Origin of the sequence: Williamsia herbipolensis (assembly GCF_000964005.1) — a bacterium.
In the GTDB taxonomy this organism is placed as follows: domain Bacteria; phylum Actinomycetota; class Actinomycetes; order Mycobacteriales; family Mycobacteriaceae; genus Williamsia_A; species Williamsia_A herbipolensis.
Window position 1 is genome coordinate 38,165 of record NZ_JXYP01000011.1, and the last position, 17,650, is coordinate 55,814.

The following is a 17,650-nucleotide window of genomic DNA, read 5'->3' on the forward strand; positions in this document are numbered from 1 at the left end:
TTGAATGGTACGTAAGTCGCCTCATGGCGATCCCTCGGACAGGAGCACAGCGATGGCGCAGCAACTGAGACTCGGTTACAAGGCATCGGCCGAGCAGTTCGATCCCCGTGAGCTCGTGGAGATCGCGGTCTCCGCCGAGGAACACGGCATGGACTCGGTCGCCGTCAGCGACCACTTCCAGCCGTGGCGCCACAACGGTGGCCACGCGCCGTTCTCGCTGGCCTGGATGGCCGCGGTCGGTGAGCGCACCAAGCGCGTGCAGATCGGCACCTCGGTGATGACGCCGACCTTCCGCTACAACCCCGCGGTCATCGCGCAGGCCTTCGCGTCGATGGCCTGCATGTACCCCGACCGCATCATGCTCGGCGTCGGCACCGGAGAGGCCCTCAACGAGTACGCCACCGGGTTCACAGGCGAGTGGCCGGAGTTCAAGGAACGCTTCGCCCGGTTGCGCGAGGCCATCGCGCTGATGCGCGAGCTGTGGACCGGCGAGCAGGTCGATTTCGACGGCGAGTACTACTCCACCCAGGGCGCCTACATGTACGACATCCCGGAGAGGCCCGTCCCGGTGTACGTCGCGGCCGGCGGCCCGGTGGTCGCCCGCTACGCCGGACGCGCGGGCGACGGTTTCATCTGCACCTCGGGCAAGGGGATGGAGCTCTACACCGAGAAGCTGCTGCCCGCGGTCGCCGAGGGCGCTGGCAAGGCCGAGCGCGACGTCGCCGACATCGACAAGATGATCGAGATCAAGATCTCCTACGACCCCGACCCGGAGTTGGCGCTCGAGAACACCCGGTTCTGGGCGCCCCTGTCGCTGACACAGGAGCAGAAGCACAGCGTCAACAGCTCGACGGAGATGGAACGTCTCGCCGACGAACTCCCGATCGAGCAGGTCGCCAAGCGGTGGATCGTCGCCTCCGACCCCGACGAGGCCGTCGAGCAGGTCAAGCAGTACACCGACGCCGGGCTCAACCACCTCGTGTTCCACGCACCGGGTCACGATCAGCAGCGGTTCCTCACCAACTTCCAGACCGATCTCGAGCCGCGACTGCGCAAGCTGGGCTGAGCACCTGCTCTCGGCGTGTGTCGAGCTCGTCACAGAGCGGGCGGCCACGGTCGACGCGGACGGTTGCGGTCCCTAGCCTGGGAGGCTCACAACCGTTCGAGTCAATGCCGACTCCACAGGGGCCCGCTCTCGCGAGCTGTGCGCCCCGATCTCCACAGGAGCCGTGACACATGTCGATTCTTCCTCTGCTCATCGTGATCCAGGCCTTCGTGCTGTCGACGTGGTCGATGGTGGTGCTGACCGCCTACCTCGTCACCCGCGACGACGATCACGCCTACGAATCCCTCGATCTCACCGCGGCCAACGTGGCGGGTGCCCGCACCCGGTAGCTGCCCGGCGAGCGATGAGTTCTGCCCTCGGATCGGGTCGGACACGGTGACACCACCGCACCGATCCGAGGAGATCCACCGATGACCGAGTTCGCCACCACCACCCTCGGCGACACCGTCGCGTTCGACCGACACGGCCCCTCCGAGCGCTCCGCCGGTCTCGCCGTCGTGTTCGTCGCCGGCGCGGGCCCGCATCGTGCGGGCGATCCGATCACCACCGCCACCGCCGCGTTGCTCGCCGACAGGGGTGTCGCGTCGATCGTCCACGACCGCCTGGGCCGCAACGAGAGCCCCGCCGACGGGGTCATCACCCTGGAGAGGGAGCTGGCGGCCGTCGCGGCGATGATCACCGCCGTCGGTGGTTCCGCGGTGCTGTGCGGCCACTCGTCGGGATGCGCGATCGCCATCGAGGCCGCGCGCGCCGGTCTCCCGGTCACCGGACTGGTGCTCTGGGAGGCCCCGTTCATGCACTCGGGCGACGAGACCCGTGAATGGATCGACGAGTTCGAACGCCGCCTCGACGCCGGCGACCGCGACGGCGCGCAGCGGCAGTACATGAAGGACATGCCGGCCGAGTTCATCGACCGCGCGCAGGAGGACGGCATCTGGCCCGCGGTGATCGCGCAGGTCGAGAGCCTCCGCCCCGACGGACGTGCGCTGGTCGCGGTCGCCGCCGAACCGCTCACCTCGATCCTCGGCCCGGTGGGGGTCCCGGTGCTCGCGGTCGTAGGCACGGAGACGTTCCCGGGCATGGCCGAGGCGGCCGAGGCGATCGCGGCGGCGGCCGACGATGGGCGCGCCGAACGTGTCACCGGGGCGCACCACTCGTGGGACCCCGAGACGATGGCCGAACGTCTCGCCCTGTTCGTGGGCGGCAGCTGAGGAAACCCGTTTGTCGGCGCGGGGTCTCCTCGCGCAGGCTGTCCCCGTGAACCGTCGACTGGACCCCGCGACCCTTCCCGTTCTCGCAGCCGTCGTGACGGTGCTGCTGTGGTCGTCGTCGTTCGTGGTCATCCGCTCGGTCGGTGACCACTTCTCGCCCGGCGGACTGGCCTTCGGGCGCCTCGCCGTCGGATTCATCGGTCTGGCGGTCATTGCCCTGCGGTATCGCCGGCCGCTGCCGCGCGGGCGGGCGCTGGTGTTGGTGATCGGGTACGGCGTCGCGTGGTTCGGCGGGTACACCGTGCTGCTCAACTGGGCCGAGCAACATCTCGACGCCGGCACCGCGGCGCTACTGGTCAACTTCGCGCCGATCATCGTCGCGGTGTTCGCGGGCCTGTTCATGGCCGAGGGTTTCCCGCGGCCGCTGGTGGTCGGCATGGTGATCGCCTTCGCCGGCGTCCTGCTCATCGCGTTCGGGGGCAGCGGCGGCAGCGGCTCCAACGACACCCTCGGCATCGCACTCGGACTGGTGACGGCCGTGCTCTACGCCGCAGGGGTCCTCATGCAGAAGGTCGCGCTGCGCTCGGTCGACGCCATCACCGCCACCTGGGTCGGATGCCTCGCCGGCCTCCTGGTGACCGTCCCGTTCGCACCGCAGGCCGTCGGCGAGATCGCCGACGCCTCGGCCGGCCAGATCGCGGGCATGGTGTTCCTCGGTATCGGTCCCACGGCGATCGCCTTCACCACATGGGCCTACGCGCTCACCCGCACCGACGCCGGGAAGATGGCCGCCACCACCCTCACCGTCCCGGCCATCGCGATTCTCCTGTCGTGGGTGACCCTCGGCGAGGTGCCGACGCTGCTCGGACTGGTGGGCGGCGCGATGTGCCTCACCGGCGTCGCCATCTCGCGACGACGTGCGCGTACCGCCTAACGTCTCCAGTCATGGATCGCGAGCGCATGGTCGACGTGGCGGTGTCGGTGGTGTCGCGTTTCGGCGCGCAGGCCCTGAACCTGACCTCGGTGGCCCGGCACGCCGGCGTCGGACGCGCGACGGCCTACCGCATGTTCGGAGGTCGGGACGAACTGCTCGCCGCGATCGTCGACCGGGAGGTGTCGGTGCTGCACGAGCGGATGGACAGCTGGATGCTGGCCGTCGATGATCCGCACGACAAGGTCCACACCCTCGTCACGAAGACGCTGACCTACATCCGCGAGCACGAGGCGCTGCAGTACCTCCTGCGCAACGAGCCCGGCGAACTGGTGTCGACGCTGGTCGCGAGCGGGCCCGACCGCGCGACCGACACCACGATCATCGGCGTGATCGTGCAACGCTGCCTACCCGACCTCGACGCCCAGCCCGCCCTCGCCGGCGCGCTGCACCCCGACGGTCGCGGGGCATCGGAGTTCGCGGCGCGGGTCGTGTACTCGCACATGCTCGTCCCGGGGAGTTCGATGACCGACGATCAGGTCGCCGACCTCGTCTGCCGGGCCGTGCTGGGTGGATAGGGTGGGGCCGTGGCCCATCTGACCCGTGACGACAGTGTGTTCGTGCTCCACCTCGGCGACGAGGGCGGTGGTGACGACGAGAACGTCTTCGGACCGCCGCAGGTCGAGGCCATCAACGCACTCCTCGACGAGGTCGAGGCCAGCGAGGGTCCGACCGCGCTGGTCACCACGAACGAGGGCAAGTTCTACTCGACCGGCCTCGACACGGGGTGGGTGCTCACCCACGTCGACGAGGTCGACCCCTACATCCAGAGCGTGCAGGAACTGCTCGCACGCATCCTCGTGTTCCCGATGCCGACCGTCGCCGCCGTCGCCGGTCACGCCTTCGGCGGTGGCGCGTTGTTCGCCCTCGCCCACGACCATGTCGTTATGCGGTCCGACCGCGGCTACATCTGCATGCCCGGTGTCACCATCGGCGCGAGCTACGCCCCGGGCAGCGTGATGCTCGTCGGCGACAAGGTGCCCGCCCGGGTGAACCACGAGATGCTCGTGACCGGCAAGCGGTACGGCGGTCAGCAGGCCCACGATCTCGGGATCGTCGATGCCGCAGCCACTCTCGACGACGTGCTGCCCACAGCGCTGGCCTACGCCCACGCGAACAAGCACACCCGCGGCCGCACCATCGGCGAGATCAAGGCCTCGATGTACGCGCGTACCGCCGCCGGCCTGCGGGCCACCGTCAGCGGTGTCGGTGGCCAGGCCGCCATCGCCGAGAGCTGAGTTCCCGGCTGGGATATGCCACCCAGCGGCTCGGCATCGTCCCCACGGCGATGCCGGTCCGCTCAGTGGCCTTTCTCAGTCATCTCGCTGAGGGCCTTGAGGTTGAGGAGTTGCCGGCGCGCCATCAGGAGGTCGCCGACCGAGACCAGGGGTGCGATGAGGCGGCCGCGGGCCATCACGATCTTGAGGAGCAGTCGGGTGTGCTCGCCGGTCGGCACCAGCACGTACGACATCACCGCACCGGCGATCTCGCCGGTGAGTGCCTCGTTCGGTACCACGTCGAGGATCTGGCCGAGCGGTCGTCCGCCGCAGGACATGAAGTGTTCTCCGACAGCCGGTTCCGGTAGGTCCCTCAACTCGGCGGGCGAACGCCGACCGAGATTGTCGACCCAGTCGTAGGAGTAGGGCGCGAGACGGAGTTGACCGATCCACGGCCACACGCGGTCGGGGGTCGCGTGGACGGTCACACCACGCCACGCCTGCAGCACCGGCCGCGACACGATGTCGTCGCAGGGGAATCGACGCGAGGTCTCCGCGGTGTCGACGCCCCACCGGTCTGCGATCATCACCCGTTCCTACCAGTGCGCGAGGGGTGAGGGGCTCCCAGGGACCTCCCAGCATCCGCCCAGCCGCAGAGGAGACAGAACGGACATCGTGAGGAACGTACCGATCGGCGCCCTGCCGATCGGAGCTACCCACGGAGGCATCATGACCACCCTCGTCGACCGGGCGCGACCGCCCGCCGATCCGGACCCCGATGGTGGTCGCCATCGGATCGTCCACGACACCCCGCAGAGCACCCGCTCGCGCCTGCTGACCCGCGCGCCGCTACCGGTGCTGCTGGTGGTGACCGCGGTGCTCTACCTGTGGAACCTGTCGATGAACGGCTACGCCAACAGCTTCTACGCCGCGGCGGCACAGGCCGGCGGCACCAGCTGGAAGGCGTGGTTCTTCGGCTCGCTCGACGCACAGAACTTCATCACCGTCGACAAACCCCCGGCGTCGCTGTGGGTCACCGGGCTCTCGGTGCGCATCTTCGGGATGAACAGCTGGGCCGTCCTCGTGCCGCAGGCACTCATGGGGGTCCTCGCGGTGTTCCTGCTGTACGCGACGGTGAAGCGCACGGTGTCGAACCCGCGCCACGGCCAGGTCGCGGGTCTCATCGCCGGTACGGTGCTGGCGTTCACGCCGGCCGCCGCGCTGATGTTCCGCTTCAACAACCCCGACGCCCTGTTGGTGTTGCTCATGGTCGCCGCCGGGTACTGCCTGATCCGCGCGATCGCCGCGGGATCGGGGAAATGGCTGGCGCTGGTTGGCATCGCGCTGGGCTTCGCGTTCCTCACCAAGATGCTGCAGGGCCTCCTGGTGCTGCCCGCCTTCGGTCTCGCGTACCTGGTCCTCGCGAACACCGGGTGGCTCAGGCGGATCGGGCATCTCCTGCTCGCGACGGTGTCGCTGATCGCCGGCGCCGGCTGGTGGGTCCTCGTCGTCGCACTGTGGCCGGCCGGGTCGCGCCCCTACATCGGCGGATCCACCGACAACACGGTGATGAACCTCGTGCTCGGCTACAACGGCCTCGGCCGCATCTTCGGCGCCAGCGGCGGCGGAGGTGGCGGCATGGGCGGGAACGGTGCCGCCGGTTCGAGTTTCGGTGGCGCCACCGGCCTGAACCGACTGTTCGGCTCCGAGATGGGCTACGAGATCTCGTGGCTGCTCCCGGTCGCGCTGTTCGTGATCGTCTTCGGCGCCTACCTCGTGGTGCGGCAGTTCATCCGGGTGCGGGAGACCGATCGTCTCTCGCGCACCGAGAAGGCGGGCCTGGTCATGTGGGGCGGCTGGCTCATCGTCACCGGTCTGATCTTCAGCTTCATGAGCGGCACCATCCACCCGTACTACACCGTGGCCCTCGCCCCGGCGATCGGTGCGCTCGTCGGTCTCGGCGGCGTCTACGCCTGGCGGCTGCGGGACCGGTGGGACGGCCGGATCGCTTTGGGCGCCATGATCGCCCTGGCCGCAGGCTGGTCGATCGTGCTCCTGAATCGAGCCGACTTCGGACCGGTGTGGACCCGCTACCTGATCGGCGCGGTCGCGGTCATCACGGTCCTCGTGATCGTGGTCGGCGGGAAACTCGGATTGCGCAAGGCGGTGGCCACGGCGGTCCTCGTCGGCGCGCTCGCCGGGTTCAGCGCCTCGGCGGCCTTCGGTATCGCCACGGCGGCAACCGAACACACCGGATCGATCCCCACCGCGGTGCAGACCGCCGACTCCTCGGGCGGCATGGGCGGGCCCGGCGGTGGTGGCCCCGGTGGTGGCGCGGGCGGCACCAGCGGCCAGCGGCCCTCGGGTGCCCCGGGTGGCACCGCAACCCAGACGCAGGTGCAGGGGCAGTCACAGACCCCGACGTCCACGCAGCGCGCCGGCGGGATGGGTGGCGGCATGGGGGGTTCGACGAGCACCGAACTGACCACGCTCCTCAAGGCCACGACCACGAAGTGGGCTGCGGCGACCAACGGTTCGCAGTCGGCCTCGGGAATCGAGATCGCCAGTGGTACATCGGTGATGGCCATCGGCGGCTGGAGTGGTGACCCCACCCCGACGCTGGCGCAGTTCATCCAGTACGTGAAGGACGGCAAGATCGGTTACTACATCGGCAGCGGTCAGGGCGGTGGTCCGGGCGGATCGAGTTCGAGTGCCACCGAGATCTCCACCTGGGTGGCCGAGCACTACACCGCCACCACGGTCGGTGGGCAGACGGTCTACAAGCTCACCTGAGCGATCCGGTACGACGTGCGGCGCCGGTGGTCACCTCCGTGACCACCGGCGTCTGTCGCTTCTCAACGCCTGTTGTGTTCAGGGGCGCCCCGTGTTTGACTGCAAACTGATCGATTCATCAGAATTGATCGGGCCGTAGGGGATGCTCATGGATGTCACACGCCGCCAGGCGATCACCGCGTTGGCCGCCGGTGGGGTGGTCGCCGGCCTCGCGCACGGGGCGTCGGCGGCGGTGGCCGATCCCGGCCCCACGGGTTCGGGCCGGTACCGCATCGACCTGCACTCGCACTTCCTCCCGCCGCGTTATCGGTCGGCCTTGCAGGCGAGCGGATACACACTGCGGTCCTTCGTCCCCGTGCCGTCGTGGTCGCCGGCCGAGGCATTGGCGTTCATGGACGCTCACGGGATCGGTACCCAGGTGCTGTCGATCTCCGACCCGGGGGTGAACTTCCTCCCGGCCGCGCAGGCCCGCGCGATGAACCGGTACTGCAACGACTACCTCGCCGACCTGATCGCGCGGTACCCCACCCGTTTCGGCGGATTCGCGTTCCTCCCCCTGCCCGACGTCGCCGCGTCGCTGGCCGAGATCACCCACGCCCTCGACGTCCGCGAGCTCGACGGTGTCGCGCTGCTCAGCAACTACAAAGGCATCTATCTCGGCGACACCCGCTTCGAGCCCGTGATGGCCGCCTTGAACGCACGCTCGGCCTTCGTGTTCGTGCATCCGGCCGAACTCGCCCCGAGCAACCGGCCGGAGCTGCCGTTCCCCGCGTTCTACGAGGAATACCCCTTCGACACGACCCGCGCGGCGGCGCTGCTCATGGCCACCGGCACCATCGACCGCTACCCGAACATCCGGTTCTCCCTCGCCCACGCAGGCGGCTGCGTGCCGTTCCTCTCGCAACGACTGTCCACGCCGCGCCAGGCGTTCCCCTCCGCGCCGCGCGTCTCGGTGTTCGGCACCGACGAGAAGATCCGGAACTTCTTCTACGACACCTCGCTGTCGTCGTCACCGGCCGCGATGCGCAGCGTGCTGGAGGTGACCGGCATCGACCACATCGTCTTCGGGTCCGACTGGCCGTTCAGCGCACTGACCTACCGGGGACAGACCGGTGCCGATCCGGCGCCCGCGCTCGCCGAGGTGTTCGATCCACAGCAGCGCTACCGCATCGAACGACTCAACGCGCTGGCACAATTGCCCCGATTGGCATCGCGTCTGTCGTGAACTGAGGTGGAGGAGGGTCAGTGCGACCACCGACGAGGGCACCGGAGAACCGCACCGACCGACGCCGCGCCAAGACGCGCCAGGCCCTCATCGACGCCGCGCGCACGCTCATCGCCGACGGACGCGCCGCGACCGCGAGCATCGCCGACATCACCGCCACCGCCGACGTCGGCTTCGGGACCTTCTACAACCACTTCGACGACAAGAAGTCGCTGTTCGACGCGGCGATCGACCAGATTCTCGAGGCGCTCGGCGACCACCTCGACACCGTCGCCGACCGCACCGCCGACCCCGCCGACGCCTTCGCCACGTCGTTCCGGCACGCGGGGCGACTGGCCATCGCGCACCGGCAGACCGCCGAGATCATCGACTCCTATGGCTTCGTCCTGATGGAGTCGCCGACCGGGCTGGGTCCCCGTGCCCACCGCGACCTGTCCGCCGCGGTCGACGCCGAACGCCTGCAGATCGACAACGTCGACCTGGCCACCGCGATCACCGGCGGCCACCTGCTCGCGCTGGTCCACGCCTGGCTCGCCGATCCGACCTCGGTCACCGAGGCCGATGTCGACGCGTCGGTCGAGACTCTGCTGCGGTCGTTCGGGATGCCTGCGGCGGCCGCCCGCCGGTTGGCCCATCGCACCCTCGAACCACTCGGATGAGTGCCGATAGGCTGAGCGGCATGGCCGCAGGCAGTCCGACCTCGAGCAGCATCTACATCGCCTCACCCGAGGGCGACACCGGGAAATCGACGATCGCGCTGGGGACGCTGCACCTGCTGGCCGCCACCGGCGGTCGCGTCGGCGTGTTCCGACCGATCTCGCGGGCCGCGGCCGGAGAGCGCGACTACATCCTCGACCTGCTGATGGAACACGACTCGGCCGACCTGTCCTACGAGGACTGCATCGGCGTCACCTACGAGCAGGTGCACTCCGATCCCGAGGCGACGCTCGCCGAGATCGTCGACCGTTTCCACGCGGTGGAGGAGCAGTGCGATTCGGTGCTCGTCATCGGGTCGGATTTCACCGACGTCGCGAGTCCCTCGGAGCTGAGCTTCAACGCGCGGATCGCCGCGAACCTGGGCACGCCGATGGTGTTGGCGCTCAAGGCCGCCGACCGCACACCCGACGAGGTGCTCGCGCTCGCCGAACTCTGCCTGGCCGAGGTGCGCGGAGCCCATGCCCAGGCTGCGGCCTTGATCGCGAACCGGTGTGCGCCCGATCTCCTCGCCGAGGTCAAGTCGACCCTCGAGACCACCGGCCTGCCCGCATGGGCGCTGCCCGAGGACCCGGTGTTGGTCGCACCGACGATGAACGAACTGATGGCCGCCCTCGACGGCGAGCTCTACAGTGGCGATCCCGAACTCCTCGACCGCGAGGCGATGAGTGTGATGGTGGGCGGCATGACCGCCGAGCACATCCTCGAGCGCCTCACCGACGGTGTCGCGGTGATCACCCCCGCCGATCGGTCCGACGTCCTGCTCGCACTGGTGACCGCCAATGCGGCACAGGGTTTCCCGAAGTTGTCGGGCATCATCATGAACGGCGGGATCAAACCGCACCCGATGATCTCGTCGCTGGTGGAGGGACTGAAGCCGGCGCTGCCGATCATCACCTGTGAGCAGGGGACCTACGAGACCGCGCGTACCGCCGCGCTGGCCCGGGGCCGGGTCGGCGTCGAGTCGGTCCGCAAGATCGACGCGGCGCTCACGCTGATGGAGGAGCACGTCGACTCCGAATCGCTGCTGGAGAAGCTGCGGCTCTCGGCGCCGACGGTGGTGACGCCACAGATGTTCGAGTACCAGCTGATCTCGCGCGCGAAGTCCGATCGCAAACGGATCGTGCTGCCCGAGGGCGACGACGACCGGGTTCTCCGTGCGGCGGGCCGTCTGCTGCGCCGTGGCGTCGCCGATCTCACGCTGCTCGGTGACGTCGACGACGTGCGTTCGCGCGCACAGGAACTCGGCGTCGATCTCGACGCGGCCGAGGTGATCGACCCGACCACCTCGGATCTGCTCGAGCGCTTCGCCGACTCCTACGCGGAGCTCCGCAAGCACAAGGGCATGGACGTGGCCCGCGCGCTGCAGGTCGTCCGCGACGTCTCGTACTTCGGCACGATGATGGTGCACGAGGGGATCGTCGACGGCATGGTGTCGGGCGCGAAACACACCACCGCACACACCATCCGGCCGGCGTTCGAGATCATCAAGACGCTCGAGGGTGTCTCGACGGTGTCGAGCGTGTTCTTCATGTGCCTCGCCGACCGCGTGCTCGCCGACGGGGATTGCGCGATCGTGCCCGACCCGACCGCCGAGCAGCTCGCCGACATCGCCATCTCCTCGGCCGCCACCGCCGAACAGTTCGGCATCGAGACCCGCGTCGCGCTGCTCTCGTACTCGACGGGTGAATCGGGCTCGGGTGCCGACGTCGACAAGGTCCGCACGGCCACCGAACTCGTGCGGGACCGCGCGCCGGAACTGTTGGTGGAGGGCCCGATCCAGTACGACGCCGCCGTGGAGCCGTCGGTTGCGCAGAGCAAGATGCCCGACTCGAAGGTCGCCGGGCAGGCCACGGTGCTCGTGTTCCCCGATCTGAACACCGGCAACAACACCTACAAGGCGGTGCAGCGCAGCGCGAACGCCGTGGCCATCGGTCCGGTGCTGCAGGGGTTGCGCAAACCCATCAACGACCTCTCCCGGGGAGCGCTGGTGTCCGACATCGTCAACACCGTCGCAATCACCGCGATCCAGGCGCAGGCCCTGTGATGACGGACGCTGGGCTGACGGGCGACGCCACAGGCGCTGTCCTGGTCCTCAACTCCGGTTCGTCGTCGCTGAAATACCAGCTGGTGCATCCCGATTCGGGCGAGGTCGTCGCGTCCGGTCTGGTCGAGCGCATCGGCTCGGAGACCGCGGCGGCCGAACACGAACAGAACGGTGACACCCGCAGGTTCGACGGCCCGATCGCCGACCACCACGAGGCGTTGGCGAAGGCGCTGGACCTGTTCGCCGAGGCCGGTACCGATCTGGCGTCGAGCGGCCTGCAGGCGGTCGGGCACCGGGTGGTCCACGGCGGCCAGGAGTTCTCCGAACCCGTGCTGGTGAGCGACGAGGTGATCGAGACCATCGACGACCTGTCGGGACTGGCGCCCCTGCACAACCCGGTGAACCTGATGGGCATCACCGCGATCCGCGCACTGCTGCCCGACGTCCCCGGCGTCTGCGTGTTCGACACCGCCTTCTTCCACCACCTCCCCGCCCCGGCCGCCACCTACGCGATCGACCGCGACGTCGCCGCCGAGCACCACATCCGTCGCTACGGCTTCCACGGCACGTCCCACGAATACGTGAGCGGCGCCGCCGCACAGTTCCTGGGCGCCGATCCCACCGACCTCCAGCAGATCATCCTGCACCTCGGCAACGGGGCCTCGGCCTCGGCGGTGCGCGGTGGACGCCCGATCGACACCTCGATGGGCCTCACCCCGCTCGAGGGTCTGGTGATGGGAACCCGCAGTGGCGACATCGATCCCGCCATCGTGATGTACCTACGGCGGGTGTCCGACATGGACATCGACGACATCGACCACATGCTCAACTCCGGCTCCGGACTCAAGGGCCTGTGCGGCGAGAACGACTTCCGCACGATCACCTCGATGGTCGCCGACGGTGACGAGGCCGCGCAGCTCGCCTACGACGTCTACATCCACCGTCTCCGTCGGTACATCGGTGCGTACATGGTCGATCTCGGTCGCGTCGACGCCATCGTGTTCACCGCGGGTGTCGGGGAGAACGCGCCCACGGTCCGCCGAGATGCACTGGCCGGGCTCGAGCAATACGGCATCGCCGTCGACGACGAGGCCAACGTCGTGCGGTCGCGTGCGGCGCGCCGCATCTCCACCGCCGACTCGGAGGTGGCGGTGCTGGTGGTCCCCACCAACGAGGAACTGGCGATCGCCCGGAAGGCCGCAGCGGTGGTCGCCGGCGCCTGAGCGTCAGTTCCGGACGACGATCTCCTGCGCGGTGCGGGTGATGAGGCCCGCGCGTTCGAAGTCGTCGAGCCACCCGGTCATCGGCCATCGGCCCCACCGTCGATGGAACACCGAGGCGTTCACGACGATGTCGTCGAGGTGTTCGACCGGCGGCCGCGACACGGGATGGTGCTGGTGGTGGGCGTGCGCGCCGCCGACCCATGAGATTCCGATGCCGGCCACGGCGGCCACGGCGGCGAAATCGGTGTCCTCCCCGCCGTATCCGCGGTAGTCCTCGCAGAAGCCACCGACCCGTCGCCACGTCTGCGGGGTCACCGCGAACGACAGCGACCAGAACAGGTCCGGATCGTCACCGGCGACCACGACGCCGTCGGGTGGGTTCGGTCGAGCCGGGTGCGGGTCGGTCGCGGCGGTCAGTTCAGCGGTGGTCCAGGGGGATTCGCGAGGCGGAAGGTAGGTGACGGGCCCACACATCAGGGTGTCGGGGTGGTCGGCGGCGGCGGAGGCGTAGCGCGCGAGGAGGTCCGGTGTCGGGATGCAGTCGACGTCGAGGAACACCAGCAGCTCGGCCCCGGCGTCGATCGCGGTCGCGGCACCGCGATTGCGTGCGGTCGCCAGGGGCAGGCGGTGATCGTCGGTGCCGACGGTGACCAGGGTCGTCGGCACGGGGTTCTCGTCGAGCACAGCGCCCACCGTCGGATCACCCATGGCGACCACCACGTGCACGGCGGCCGGCGGCATCGCCTCGGCGAGACCGGCGCGTTGGGCCCGCAGGTGGCCGTGTCGACCCGAGACCACCGTCACCACAGCCACTCTCGTCATCGTGCGCGCCCACTCGCCGATGCGAGTTCGGAGATCACCGTGGCGGCACGCTCGGCCGCACCGTCGGTCTGCAGGCGCTTCCAGCGCGTCGCGTCGACGGTGGCGGCCTGTGCAAGCAGGCGGGGCCACGCCTGTGGTGCCGGCCAGGACGGCGTCGTGACCGCGATCCGACCGCGGGACAACGCATCGGCGGTCGCCATCTGTTCGTCGAAGGGACGCTCCTGCGGGATGACGATCGCCGGGGTGGCGGCACAGGCGACGTCGGCCACGGCGTTCTGACCGGCGTGGGTGACCACCACCGAGGCACCGGTGAGCAGTGGCCACACATCCTCGACCCACGACCCCGGGCCCGCGAACCGCCATCGGTGGTCGGGACAAGCCTGTGCCGCGGCCTCGACGGCCCGGGTGTCGACCGCCGAGCCGCCGGCGCCGCCGAGCACGAGGACGGTCGGTTCGGTGGCAGCCGCGTCCGGATCACGGGTGCGGTCGGCGAAGCGACTGATCGACCCGACGTGGTGGGTCTTGTCGGCGAACGGGTGAAGGTGGGCTGGGTCGTAGACGTCGCGAGACCACGGCGCGACGATGCGATCGGCCATCCGGTGGGCGAGGTCGTGTGGGCCGTCGGTGCGGTCACCGGGCATGGCCATCACGACCACCGGGACGCCCATGAGACGCACGAACACCGCGATCTCGACCGACACGTCCACCACCACCACCGACGGCCGCGCCCGGGCGATCCATGCGGCCACGGCCGCCATGCGGTCGGTGAGGCCGTCGACCCCGGTCGGCGCCCAGTGCAGGGTGTCGTGCGCGGTCGGATCCGCGACCGTGTCGACGAGCCGGGGACCGAGCGGATCGGCGGGGACGTCGAGCGGCAGATCGAGCCAGTCGACCGCCGGATGATCGGCCGGCGGACGCCGCGACGACAGCACGGTGACCGGTTCCTCGAGGGCACCGGCGATCGACGCCGACCGGGTCATGTGCCCGACCCCGTGGTGGTGCACGTAGTAGCCGATCACGCGGAGCGTCGACTCAGCATCGCGGCCGGGTGAGCATGCCGTCGTAGAGGTGCAGGTACTCGTCGACCATCCGCGTCTCCGAGCACACATCCTCGGCTCGGCGACGCGCGTCGGCCCGCGACAGCCCCGCGGCCTGGGTGAGCGCCGCGGCGAGCGAAGCCACGTCGTCGGGCCGGGCGAGCCGTCCCGACGAGGGGTCGATGATCTCGGGGATCCCGCCGCGGTCGAACGCGGCCACAGGTGTGCCGCACGACAGCGCCTCGGCCACGACCAACCCGTACGGCTCGTCCCACACCGGTGTCACCAGCGCGACGGCCGACCGGCCGACGAGATCGGCCAGGTCCCGTCGGTGCAGGTGGCCGACGTACTCCACGTCGTGTCCCAGCCGCGGGGCGATCTCGTCGGCGTAGTAGCGGTCGTCCCAGATGGGACCGGCGATGCGGATGGGCATCCCCGCCGCGCGCGCGGCGTCGATGGCGAGGTGCGGCCCCTTCTCCGGGACCAACCGTCCCGACCACACGGCGTGATCGCCGCCGGGGCCCACCGGCCACCGGTCGGTGGCGATGCCGTTGAACACGACGTCGACCGTGCCGGCCACCGGCTCCCACTGTCGCGCCGTGTACCGGCTGACCGCCGCGAACGAGGTCGTGATGCCGCGGGAGACGGCGATCGCCGACTCCAACCACGCGAACGGCGGGGTGTGCAGTGTCGTCAACATGGGGATGTCGAGCATCCGCGACATGGCGATGGGGAGGTAGTGCAGGCTGTGGTTGTGCACGAGATCGTATGTCGTGCTGCCGGTCTCGGCGAGTTCGAGCATCAGTGAGAGGTAGGCGTGATGCTCGTTCACCATGTGTTCGGGGGTCGTCGGATCGGCCTTCGAGATCGCGGAGAGCTCGAGCGTCCGCACCCGGAGCATGCCCGAGGCTATGTCGGTGGCCGATCCGTCGGCGGCGAACAGCGTGACCTCGTGCCCCAGGGCGGTCAGCGCCGTCGCCCACTGGTGGATGTGGGCCTCGAGCCCGCCTGCGAACGGTTCGGAGATGGGGTGACTCGACGACCCGATCAGTGCGATCCGCAGCGGTCTGTCGGTGGGCCGGTCGCCGTTCGCGAGATCCGAGGAGCGCAGCGGGGTGAGAACGCCGGTCATGAGGCACGCGCCGCGACGTCGGTGCGGATGTGGCGCAGTGCCCTGCGGTAGACGGCGTCGTGGGCCGCGGCGACGGCGTCGCGTTCGGACACGCGGTCCGAGCGGGTGGCCTTCGGCGGATGGTCCCGCAACAGGTACGTCGAGCGCACGGCGCGTTCGAGACTGCCGACGTCGAAACGGTCGGGACCGAAACCGAACTGCGTGACCGGGCGTTGGTCGCCGTGGTGGCCGCAGTCGCCGATGATGACCGCGGTGCCGACGTCGAAGCACGCCTCGAGCCATCCCGAATGCGTGCCGAAGCGGTAGGGGAGCACCGACACATCGATCACGGAGAGGTAGTGCCACAGGTCGTCGTCGCTGAAACGCGGGTGGACACGCAGGTCCACGCCGGGCCGACCGGACATCGCCAGCAGATCGCCGGCGCGCGGATGGTCCGCGTCGTCGATGTCGATGCGCAGCGTGACGTCGCCACCGCTGTCGTTCATGCTCGTCACCGTGCGCACGAGGGTGTCGACGACCGCGCCGGGGTCGAGATTGGCGCGAAAGCTCTTGGCGTGCAGCCCGATCACGAAGCCGTCGTGGGCGGTGCGCGGCGCACCGACACGGTCGAGCGGGGCGACATGCGGGTGCGCGATCACGGTGGGGCGTCGTCCCCACCGCTGCTCGATCTCGTCGGCCGCGCCACGGGTGAGGGTGATGAGTTCGTCGACGCCGGGGATCAGCACGTCGAGGCATGCGCGATGTGCCGCGTCGTCGCGGAAGTGGGGATTGTGCAGGTCGTGCGCGGTGAACACGACCGGCTTGCCCGCCGCGTGCACGGTGTCGAGGACCGCCCGCAGGGACGCGGGTGTGGCGGTGTCGAAACCGAAATGCAAGTGCAGCAGGTCGAAGGAGTCGACATGGTCGGCGAGCCATCGTGGTTCGAGCAGACGCGGCGGCCACCAGCGGATGTCACCGGGCCCCGCATCCGCCGGACGCGGGTCGGGGAGTCGGTGGACGGCTGTGTCGACAACAGAGTCGGACAGCGAATCGAGATGTGCCACATAGGGATGCGCGGTGGGCACCGAGGCGACACGGATGGGGTCAGGAGGGGACGACGAAACCGATGGGATCAGGGTCAAATTTTCTCCGAGCGCGGCAGACGTTACAAAGGGGGGAGGGTCACACCCGGCCCGACTGCTCGAGAGGGAGAAGAAACGTGCTTCTCGACAATAGCCCCTCCCCCCGTCAGGCCCCACCCCGGTGACGAACGAACACGATCCGCGAACGATCCACTACGGCGATTTCTACGGGGTGTCGCAGGCCCCGGGGCCTGAGGACCCGCGCCCGCTGTGGGTGGTGTGGGGCAACTGCCAGGCCGAGGCGCTGCGGGTTCTCCTCGACACGGTCGCCGATCGGGCGTTCGTGACGTGCCGGGTCCCGCCGGTGCACGAACTCACCGGCGATGACATTCCTCACGTGCAGGCGCTGCTCGCCCGGGCTCGGGTGGTGCTCTCGCAGCCTGTGCGCTCGGGATATCGAGATCTGCCGATCGGCACCGACGACCTCACCCGGTGGCTGCCCACCGATGCGGTACGCCTCCGGTGGCCGGTCATCCGCTACGGCGGCCTCTACCCCTTCCAGGTCATCGTGCGTGATCCCGCCGCCCCGTCGGTGTCGCCCCCGGTGGTCCCGTACCACGACCTGCGCACGCTGTTCGGCCGCGACGACGTCGAGGTGACCCCGGAACAGATCCGCACCGCGGCGCGGTGGAGCGTCGAACAGCTCGCCGCCCGAGAGGCGCGGCACTGCGATGTCGGCGTCTCCGACACGCTCCTCGGCCTCGGGGCGGCAGCCGCACACACCGTCAACCACCCGGGCAACCCTGTCCTCGCGACGGTCGCCACGCGTCTGCTGTCGGCGGCCGGTCACCCCGGCACTCCCGGTGATCCGGGGCGCACCCTGCTGGGTGGTGTGCGGTCGCCGCTGGAGGAGCGGGTGATCGAGGCCCTGGGTCTCGACGCCGCACCGCGCGAGACGTGGACCGTGGAGGGACGATCCGTCACGAGCGCACACGTGCACGCCGAGCAGGCCGCGTTCTACGCCGAGCACCTCACGTACATCGAATCCGCACGCACCCGCTACGCGGAACTGCTCGAGATCCTCGGGATGGCAGCGTGATTTGCGCCGGCG

Annotated in this window: 17 protein-coding genes; 12 read left to right on the forward strand and 5 right to left on the reverse strand. The window is 69.5% G+C overall.

Going from position 1 to position 17,650, the window contains the following annotated elements; genetic code table 11:
* Nucleotides 1-52 precede the first annotated feature (52 nt).
* The 6 genes from fgd (at nucleotide 53) to TU34_RS04265 (ending at nucleotide 4,506) form a co-directional block, all read left to right on the forward strand.
* Nucleotides 53-1,066 (forward strand): glucose-6-phosphate dehydrogenase (coenzyme-F420), encoded by a 1,014-nt coding sequence (gene fgd, locus TU34_RS04245; RefSeq protein ID WP_045821622.1) that lies wholly within the window; start codon nucleotides 53-55, stop codon nucleotides 1,064-1,066.
* Nucleotides 1,067-1,236: 170 nt separating this feature from the next.
* Nucleotides 1,237-1,395 carry a hypothetical protein gene (locus TU34_RS23865; protein ID WP_156377917.1) on the forward strand — a complete coding sequence of 53 codons (159 nt, stop codon included), beginning with the start codon at nucleotides 1,237-1,239 and terminating at the stop codon, nucleotides 1,393-1,395.
* An 81-nt stretch (nucleotides 1,396-1,476) separates the two neighbouring features.
* Complete coding sequence (locus tag TU34_RS04250) at nucleotides 1,477-2,277, forward strand: alpha/beta fold hydrolase (RefSeq protein WP_045821623.1); 801 nt, start codon at nucleotides 1,477-1,479, stop codon at nucleotides 2,275-2,277.
* A 46-nt stretch (nucleotides 2,278-2,323) separates the two neighbouring features.
* Nucleotides 2,324-3,211, forward strand: coding sequence for a DMT family transporter (locus tag TU34_RS04255; RefSeq protein WP_045821624.1), 888 nt, complete (start codon nucleotides 2,324-2,326; stop codon nucleotides 3,209-3,211).
* 11 nt (nucleotides 3,212-3,222) lie between these two features.
* Complete coding sequence (locus TU34_RS04260; RefSeq protein WP_045821625.1) at nucleotides 3,223-3,786, forward strand: TetR/AcrR family transcriptional regulator; 564 nt, start codon at nucleotides 3,223-3,225, stop codon at nucleotides 3,784-3,786.
* Nucleotides 3,787-3,795: 9 nt separating this feature from the next.
* Nucleotides 3,796-4,506 carry an enoyl-CoA hydratase/isomerase family protein gene (locus TU34_RS04265; protein ID WP_045821626.1) on the forward strand — a complete coding sequence of 237 codons (711 nt, stop codon included), beginning with the start codon at nucleotides 3,796-3,798 and terminating at the stop codon, nucleotides 4,504-4,506.
* Between the two features lie 62 nt (nucleotides 4,507-4,568).
* Here TU34_RS04265 and TU34_RS04270 read toward each other — a convergent pair whose 3' ends face one another.
* The gene (locus TU34_RS04270) at nucleotides 4,569-5,072 is read right to left on the reverse strand and encodes a hypothetical protein (protein WP_045821627.1); all 504 of its coding nucleotides are present in this window, start codon (nucleotides 5,070-5,072) and stop codon (nucleotides 4,569-4,571) included.
* Between the two features lie 142 nt (nucleotides 5,073-5,214).
* Between TU34_RS04270 and TU34_RS04275 the strand changes: the two genes are divergently transcribed.
* The 5 genes from TU34_RS04275 (at nucleotide 5,215) to TU34_RS04295 (ending at nucleotide 12,487) form a co-directional block, all read left to right on the forward strand.
* Complete coding sequence (locus TU34_RS04275) at nucleotides 5,215-7,278, forward strand: ArnT family glycosyltransferase (protein ID WP_045821628.1); 2,064 nt, start codon at nucleotides 5,215-5,217, stop codon at nucleotides 7,276-7,278.
* Nucleotides 7,279-7,426: 148 nt separating this feature from the next.
* Complete coding sequence (locus TU34_RS04280) at nucleotides 7,427-8,503, forward strand: amidohydrolase family protein (protein ID WP_238981164.1); 1,077 nt, start codon at nucleotides 7,427-7,429, stop codon at nucleotides 8,501-8,503.
* Nucleotides 8,504-8,523: 20 nt separating this feature from the next.
* Entirely contained in the window at nucleotides 8,524-9,162 is a 639-nt protein-coding gene (locus TU34_RS04285; RefSeq protein WP_045821630.1) for a TetR/AcrR family transcriptional regulator, read from the forward strand.
* A gap of 20 nt (nucleotides 9,163-9,182) precedes the next feature.
* On the forward strand, nucleotides 9,183-11,264 hold the full coding sequence (pta, locus tag TU34_RS04290) for a phosphate acetyltransferase (RefSeq protein WP_082079838.1): 2,082 nt from the start codon (nucleotides 9,183-9,185) through the stop codon (nucleotides 11,262-11,264).
* A 14-nt stretch (nucleotides 11,265-11,278) separates the two neighbouring features.
* Nucleotides 11,279-12,487 carry an acetate kinase gene (locus tag TU34_RS04295; RefSeq protein ID WP_420835159.1) on the forward strand — a complete coding sequence of 403 codons (1,209 nt, stop codon included), beginning with the start codon at nucleotides 11,279-11,281 and terminating at the stop codon, nucleotides 12,485-12,487.
* A 3-nt stretch (nucleotides 12,488-12,490) separates the two neighbouring features.
* On the opposite strand, the gene TU34_RS04300 is transcribed toward TU34_RS04295, so the two are convergent.
* The 4 genes from TU34_RS04300 to TU34_RS04315 are packed head-to-tail and all read right to left on the reverse strand — an operon-like array spanning nucleotide 12,491 to nucleotide 16,521.
* The gene (locus TU34_RS04300; RefSeq protein ID WP_045821633.1) at nucleotides 12,491-13,309 is read right to left on the reverse strand and encodes a glycosyltransferase family 2 protein; all 819 of its coding nucleotides are present in this window, start codon (nucleotides 13,307-13,309) and stop codon (nucleotides 12,491-12,493) included.
* A complete protein-coding gene (locus tag TU34_RS04305; RefSeq protein ID WP_045821634.1) occupies nucleotides 13,306-14,328 on the reverse strand; it encodes a glycosyltransferase in 1,023 nt (340 codons plus the stop codon). Before TU34_RS04305 ends, TU34_RS04300 begins: the two co-directional genes overlap by 4 nt.
* Before the next feature lie 13 nt (nucleotides 14,329-14,341).
* Nucleotides 14,342-15,478 carry a glycosyltransferase gene (locus TU34_RS04310; protein ID WP_045821635.1) on the reverse strand — a complete coding sequence of 379 codons (1,137 nt, stop codon included), beginning with the start codon at nucleotides 15,476-15,478 and terminating at the stop codon, nucleotides 14,342-14,344.
* A complete protein-coding gene (locus TU34_RS04315) occupies nucleotides 15,475-16,521 on the reverse strand; it encodes a glycosyltransferase family protein (protein ID WP_238981165.1) in 1,047 nt (348 codons plus the stop codon). The genes TU34_RS04310 and TU34_RS04315 overlap by 4 nt, the downstream gene beginning before the upstream one ends.
* A gap of 199 nt (nucleotides 16,522-16,720) precedes the next feature.
* On the opposite strand from TU34_RS04315, the gene TU34_RS04320 reads away from it, so the two are divergent.
* Nucleotides 16,721-17,638: a WcbI family polysaccharide biosynthesis putative acetyltransferase gene (locus tag TU34_RS04320; RefSeq protein WP_045821636.1), complete on the forward strand. Its 918-nt coding sequence runs from the start codon at nucleotides 16,721-16,723 to the stop codon at nucleotides 17,636-17,638.
* Nucleotides 17,639-17,650 lie beyond the last annotated feature (12 nt).

Bases quoted from the DNA above. Each gene is read 5' to 3' on its own strand.
- fgd (WP_045821622.1), top strand. From the start codon at position 53: ATGGCGCAGCAACTGAGACTCGGTTACAAGGCATCGGCCGAGCAGTTC.
- TU34_RS23865 (WP_156377917.1), top strand. From the start codon at position 1,237: ATGTCGATTCTTCCTCTGCTCATCGTGATCCAGGCCTTCGTGCTGTCG.
- TU34_RS04250 (WP_045821623.1), top strand. From the start codon at position 1,477: ATGACCGAGTTCGCCACCACCACCCTCGGCGACACCGTCGCGTTCGAC.
- TU34_RS04260 (WP_045821625.1), top strand. From the start codon at position 3,223: ATGGATCGCGAGCGCATGGTCGACGTGGCGGTGTCGGTGGTGTCGCGT.
- TU34_RS04270 (WP_045821627.1), bottom strand. From the start codon at position 5,072: ATGATCGCAGACCGGTGGGGCGTCGACACCGCGGAGACCTCGCGTCGA.
- TU34_RS04275 (WP_045821628.1), top strand. From the start codon at position 5,215: ATGACCACCCTCGTCGACCGGGCGCGACCGCCCGCCGATCCGGACCCC.
- TU34_RS04280 (WP_238981164.1), top strand. From the start codon at position 7,427: ATGGATGTCACACGCCGCCAGGCGATCACCGCGTTGGCCGCCGGTGGG.
- pta (WP_082079838.1), top strand. From the start codon at position 9,183: ATGGCCGCAGGCAGTCCGACCTCGAGCAGCATCTACATCGCCTCACCC.
- TU34_RS04300 (WP_045821633.1), bottom strand. From the start codon at position 13,309: ATGACGAGAGTGGCTGTGGTGACGGTGGTCTCGGGTCGACACGGCCAC.
- TU34_RS04310 (WP_045821635.1), bottom strand. From the start codon at position 15,478: ATGACCGGCGTTCTCACCCCGCTGCGCTCCTCGGATCTCGCGAACGGC.